The sequence below is a fragment of the Deltaproteobacteria bacterium genome, assembly GCA_009930495.1.
Classification (GTDB): domain Bacteria; phylum Desulfobacterota; class Desulfovibrionia; order Desulfovibrionales; family Desulfomicrobiaceae; genus Desulfomicrobium.
This window is the reverse complement of the sequence record RZYB01000163.1, coordinates 1-5,781: the sequence shown is the minus strand read 5'-3', so window position 1 is coordinate 5,781 and position 5,781 is coordinate 1. Positions and strand designations below refer to the sequence as shown.

5 protein-coding genes are annotated in these 5,781 nt (G+C 62.3%); 4 read left to right on the top strand and 1 reads right to left on the bottom strand.

Features of this window, described 5'->3' with window-relative positions; translation table 11 throughout:
• Window positions 1-267 precede the first annotated feature (267 nt).
• Entirely contained in the window at window positions 268-768 is a 501-nt protein-coding gene (locus EOL86_11540; GenBank protein ID NCD26206.1) for an O-acetyl-ADP-ribose deacetylase, read from the bottom strand.
• 363 nt (window positions 769-1,131) lie between these two features.
• On the opposite strand from EOL86_11540, the gene EOL86_11535 reads away from it, so the two are divergent.
• The 4 genes from EOL86_11535 to EOL86_11520 all read left to right on the top strand — a co-directional run.
• A complete protein-coding gene (locus tag EOL86_11535; GenBank protein NCD26205.1) occupies window positions 1,132-1,383 on the top strand; it encodes a DUF4212 domain-containing protein in 252 nt (83 codons plus the stop codon).
• 20 nt (window positions 1,384-1,403) lie between these two features.
• Entirely contained in the window at window positions 1,404-3,182 is a 1,779-nt protein-coding gene (locus EOL86_11530) for a cation acetate symporter (protein NCD26204.1), read from the top strand.
• Between the two features lie 48 nt (window positions 3,183-3,230).
• On the top strand, window positions 3,231-5,144 hold the full coding sequence (locus tag EOL86_11525; GenBank protein NCD26203.1) for a cyclic nucleotide-binding/CBS domain-containing protein: 1,914 nt from the start codon (window positions 3,231-3,233) through the stop codon (window positions 5,142-5,144).
• The coding region (locus EOL86_11520; GenBank protein ID NCD26202.1) for a 3'-5' exonuclease at window positions 5,141-5,781 on the top strand (641 nt) is incomplete at its 3' end. The genes EOL86_11525 and EOL86_11520, both read left to right, overlap by 4 nt.

Here is a 5,781-nt window from a genome sequence, read left to right as displayed (position 1 = left end):
TCACAGCCTGGGCAGTGGTCATGGTTTTCCTCGAAAATGAATATGGGTTGAATCCGGATCGGAAGGTCACGTTGCCAATAAAGAAGACATGGGGGTTCATCATGTTTTCTTTCTAATGAAATCAGGGAGATGAACCGCCATGTCGACGAATTTTTGTATACTGCGCCTTTGGCCGGTCTGGCTAGGGTTTGGGGGCGGAAATTTTGCGGGGCGCGTGATTTTTTTCCGACCAGAACGACCCGCCGTGCGCGCCCCCCACGTGTTGGTTCAGCCAGCCAGATGGCGTTCGTATTTGGCGCGCATATCCTCGGAAAAACAGACAAAGATAACCTTTTCCGGCAGGGGGTTCGCAGCCAGGAAATCCCGGACCTCGCGCACGGCGATCTGGCTGGCCGCGTCCCATGGGAATCCGTAAATGCCGCAGCTGATGGCCGGGAAGGCGACGGTTTTCAGACCGTTGTCCCGGGCCAGGGCCAGGCTGTTTTGGTAGCAGGCGGCCAGCAGCTCCGGTTCGTTCTGGGTGCCGCCGCGCCAGATGGGTCCGACGGTGTGGATGACGTGCCTGGCCGGCAATCGGTAGCCCTTGGTGATGCGGGCCTGGCCCGTGGGGCAGCCGCCCAGGGTGCGGCATTTGGCCAGAAGTTCCGGTCCGGCCGCGTTGTGGATGGCCCCGTCCACGCCCCCGCCGCCCAAGAGCGAGGAGTTGGCCGCGTTGACAATGGCGTCCACCGCCAGGTCCGTGATGTCGCCGATGATGACTTCGATCATGTTTCCCTCCACGCGTGTTGTGTTTGTATTTCGACCAACCGCTGACCGCCTTTCCCCGACGTTTTGCCAGGCTGTCCGCTCCGTTCCCCGCCCATTTGCCAACTTCCGCCCAGGCCGTTTTCCGGCGGCAATGGAATATTCTTCCACTGCCGCATTCGCGCCCGATCCCGGCCGAACGGCGCGCACCACATGGCCAGCGGCACGATACCGCTGGCCGTCCTCTCCAAGAATCAACCGCTGACCAGTGACCATTCCAGCCGTCCTTTCACCGGAAAACGGATGCATCGGGAAATAATCCATGCCATGGCATGACCAGGTCGGGATGATTTCGCTTCCGGCAAACCGCAAATCGAGGAGGGTGCCATGGAAAGGTCGATGCAACGTTACTGGAAAACGAACAAAACGTACATGATTCTGCTTTTGTCCTTGTGGGGGTTGGTTTCGCACGGGTTCGGCATTTTTTTCGTGGAACCTTTGAATGCCGTCTGGCTGGGCGGTTTTCCCCTGGGCTTCTGGTTCGCGCAACAAGGGTCCATCTACGTCTTCGTGTTGATCATTCTCGCCTATTTTCTGCTCATGGACCGACTGGATAAACGTTTCGACGTGCACGAGTAATCGGCGCGGGGGAGGATTGTATGTCCCTGCAAGCATGGACCTATATCATGGTGGGAGTCACCTTCGTCCTGTATCTGGGCATCGCCTGGGCGGCGCGCGTCCGTGATACCAAGGGGTTTTACGTGGCCGGCGGCGGGGTGCCACCCCTGGCCAACGGCATGGCCACGGCCGCGGACTGGATGAGCGCGGCATCGTTTATTTCCATGGCCGGCATGATTTCCTTCATGGGCTATGCCGGCTGCATGTATCTCATGGGCTGGACCGGCGGCTACGTGCTCCTGGCCCTGCTTCTGGCTCCGTACCTGCGCAAATTCGGCAAGTTCACGGTGCCGGACTTTGTCGGGGATCGCTATTATTCCCAAGCCGCGCGCATCGTGGCGCTGGTCTGCGCCATTTTCGTCTCCCTGACCTACGTGGCGGGCCAGATGCGTGGCGTGGGCATTGTTTTCAGCCGCTTCCTGGAGGTGGACGTCAACACCGGCGTGTACATCGGCATGGCCATTGTCTTTTTGTACGCGGCCATCGGCGGCATGAAGGGCATCACCTGGACCCAGGTGGCCCAATATTGCGTTTTGATCATGGCCTTTCTCATCCCGATCATCACCATTTCCTTCCAGCTGACCGGCGTGCCCGTGCCCCAGATCGGGTTCGGTTCCACTTTGATCAGCGGCCCGGATTCGGGCAAATACCTGCTGGAAACCCTGAACCAGATCGGCACGGACCTGGGTTTCGCCCAGTATACATCGGCCTTTTCCGGGCCAGGGGCCAAGCCCATGCTTGACGTGTTCGCCATCACCATGTGCCTGATGGTCGGCACGGCCGGACTGCCCCATGTCATCATCCGGTTTTACACCGTGCCCAGCGTGCGCGCGGCCCGGCTGTCCGCGTTCTACGCCATTTTGTTCATCGCCATTTTGTACACCTCGGCCCCGGCCCTGGGTGCCTTTGCGCGCTACACCCTGGTTTCGGCCCTGAACAACGCGGCCTACGCGGCCGTGCCGTCCTGGTTTGGTAACTGGGAAAAGACCGGCCTTCTGGCCTGGGTGGACAAAAACAACGACGGCGTCATCACCTATCGGGCCGGTGCGGCCTTCACGGGCAAGCCCGCGTTCAGCGGCGAAACCGGCCCCCACGGCCAGCGCCTGCTGACGAACGCCCCCACGGACAACGCCAATGAGCTCTATGTGGACAATGACATCATGGTCCTGGCCACCCCGGAGATCACCCAGCTTCCGGCCTGGGTCATCGCCCTGGTCGCGGCCGGAGGTCTGGCCGCGGCCCTGTCCACGGCCTCGGGGCTGCTGCTGGTCATCGCCTCGGCCATTTCCCACGATCTGTACTACCGCGTCATCAACCGCAACGCCTCGGAGAAAAGCCGGCTGCTTCTGGGTCGGGTCATGATCGGCGTGGCCGTGCTCATTGCCGGCTATTTCGGCATCAACCCGCCCGGCTTCGTGGCCCAGGTGGTGGCCCTGGCCTTTGGCCTGGCTTCGTCCTCGTTCTTTCCCATTATCGTGCTCGGCATCTTCTGGAAGCGGACCACCCGCGAGGGCGCCATCGGCGGCATGGTCACGGGCATCGGCTTCACCATGCTCTACATCGTGCAGACCAAGTTCCTGGGCGTGGCCCCATGGTTTTTCGGCATCAGCCCCGAAGGCATTGGCACCGTGGGCATGGTCGTCAACTTCGCGGTGACGATTCTTGTCTCCCTGGTCACGGCGGCCCCGCCGGCCGCGGTCCAGGACATGGTCGAGAGCGTGCGCATCCCGCGCGGCGCGGGCGCGGCCGTGGATCATTAAATCGTAGCGATCGAGGGCGGGCGACCGCCCCTTTGTCGGGAGGACATCATGAGTCCAGGACTTGCCCCTCGGGATCACGACGCCATTTTGGATTTTTTGCGGAGCACGCTGCCCTTTTCCGAAGTGGACGAGACGGGTCTGCGCCGCATTGCCCGGCAGTGTCTGGTGGATTTTTTTCCGGCAGGGACCCGGCTTTTGCGCCGGGGCGTGACCGAGGTGGACGGCCTGTGGCTGATTCAGAAAGGGGCCGTGCGCGTCTTTGCCGAGGACGAGGGCAGGCTGGTGGACATTCGGGGTGACGGGGCGTCCTTGGGCGCCCTGTCCCTGTTTCACGGCGAAAAGGCGGCCCTGGACGCGGAAACCGTGGAAGACACCTTTGTCGTCAAGATTCCGCGCGCCCAGTTTTTCGAGGCCGTGCATCGCCATCCGTCCCTGTCCCGTTTTTATCTCAAATCTTTTGCCGACACGTTTTTGGCCAGGGCCTTCGAGGAAATGCGCCACAAGCCGGCCTGTCCGCACGAGGACACGGGTCTGCATCTGTTCGGCAGCCCGGTGGGCTCCCTGATCAGCCGGGAGCCGGTCAGCGCGGCCTTTGGTCTGAGCATCCAGGCCGCCGCGCGCGAGATGATCCGTCAGAATACCGGGTCGTTGTTGTTGCGGGAACCATCCGGGGACATCCGGGGCATCGTCACGGACACGGACCTGCGTTCGGCCCTGGCCCTGGGTTTGGACCCCCACGCCCCGGTCGAAACCATCATGAGCACGCCGGTGGAGCGTATCGACGCCCAGGCCGTGTGCTTCGACGCCCTGTTGGCCATGATGTCCAAGAACATCCATCATCTTTTGGTCACCAGCGGCGGGGCGGTGCGCGGGGTGATCAGCTCGCACGACCTCATGCTGCTGCAAGGCCGCTCACCCATGTCCGTGTTCCGGGAAATCGCCTCCCGCACGACCATCAATGGCCTGTATCCCCTGCGCGACACGTTCACGCCGGTCATCCGCACCCTGGTCCAGCAGGGCGCCAAGGCCGGGAACATCACCCGCATGATTGCCGTCCTGAACGACCAGGTCATCACCCGCCTGCTGGAGTTGATGCTGCGTGAGCTGGGGCCGCCGCCGGTCAAGTTTTGCCTGCTGCTCATGGGCAGCGAGGGTCGCCGGGAACAGACCTTTGCCACGGACCAGGACAACGCCCTGATTTTTGAGAACTGCGGCGTGGATTTTCTGGAGCGGGCCGCCGAAACCTATTTTTCGGCCTTTACCGAACGCATGGTCGGCCATCTGATCCAGTGCGGTTTTCCGCGCTGTCCAGGGAACATGATGGCCTCCAATCCGGACTGGCGGGGCGGGCTTGACGCTTGGAAGACTCGGGTCCGGTCCTGGGTGGTCACGCCCGAACCACGGCGCGTTCTGGCCAGTGCCGTGTTTTTCGATTTCCGGGGCGTGTCCGGCCAGACCGAGCTGGCGGCCGATCTGCGCCGGTATGTCATGGAACTTTGCGCCGGGCAGGATCTGTTTTTGCGCCATCTGGCCGCCAATTGCCTGAACGCCAGGCCGCCCCTGACACTGTTCAAGAATTTCGTGGTGGAAAAGGACGGGGCGCACAAGAACACCCTGGACATCAAGCTCCGGGGGCTCTTGCCGTTCATGGATTTCGCCCGCGTTCTGGCCCTGAAGCACGGCATTGCCGAAACCGGCACCCTGGGCCGGCTGGAGGCCCTGCACCAGGATGGCCGCCTGTCCCGTGATTTGTACCATGAAGCGCGGGAGGCGTTTGAATTTTTGCTCCAGGTGCGCCTCATGCACCAGTTGGAGCAGATGGAGCAGGGGATTCCGCCAGACAACCGCATCGATCCGGGCGCGCTTTCGTCCCTGGAAAAGCGAACCCTGCGCGAGGCCTTTGGCGTGACCTCGGCCCTGCACGCGGTGCTGACCGAGGTTTTCCGGCTGGATTTCGCATGAACGCACTGAAGGATTTCGTGCGCGGCCTGTTTGGGCCGCCCCGGTCGGTTCTGCCCGCCCTGGCCTCCAATAACGCCCTGTGCCGGGATCTGGACCAGACCCGGCCTCTGACCGAGTACGTCTATACCGCCCTTGACACGGAGCTGACCGGCCTTTCGGCCCGCAGCGGGGAAATCGTGTCCATTGGCGCGGTGCGCGTGCGCGGTCTGACCATTGAGTCGGGGCGCCGGTTTTCGGCCCTGGTCCGGCCAGGCATCCCCCTGCCCAAGGTCAGCACCCTCATCCATCGCATCACGCCCGAGGCCATTGCCCAGGCGCCGCCCCTGGCCGATGTTTTACCCGATTTCATTGATTTTTGCCGGGGAACCCTTCTTGTCGGCCACCATGTCGGCCTGGATATGGGCTTTTTGAACCGGGCCTGCCGCAAGCATCTGGGCGCGACTTTGAACAATCCATGCCTGGACACCATGCGCATGGCCATGCTTTGGCGCGAGCGCGGTGAGCCCTGTCCCTACGCGCGGTTCAATGCCCGGATTTCCTACACGCTGTCCGATCTGGCCGAGGAATACGGCCTGCCTCGCTTTCCGGCTCACGACGCCCTGGGCGACGCCATGCAGACCAGTTATCTTTTTGTGTA

What these genes read in the sequence shown, in the direction of transcription:
- EOL86_11525 (NCD26203.1), top strand. Translation starts at nt 3,231, where the DNA reads ATGAGTCCAGGACTTGCCCCTCGGGATCACGACGCCATTTTGGATTTT.
- EOL86_11530 (NCD26204.1), top strand. Translation starts at nt 1,404, where the DNA reads ATGTCCCTGCAAGCATGGACCTATATCATGGTGGGAGTCACCTTCGTC.
- EOL86_11535 (NCD26205.1), top strand. Translation starts at nt 1,132, where the DNA reads ATGGAAAGGTCGATGCAACGTTACTGGAAAACGAACAAAACGTACATG.
- EOL86_11540 (NCD26206.1), bottom strand. Translation starts at nt 768, where the DNA reads ATGATCGAAGTCATCATCGGCGACATCACGGACCTGGCGGTGGACGCC.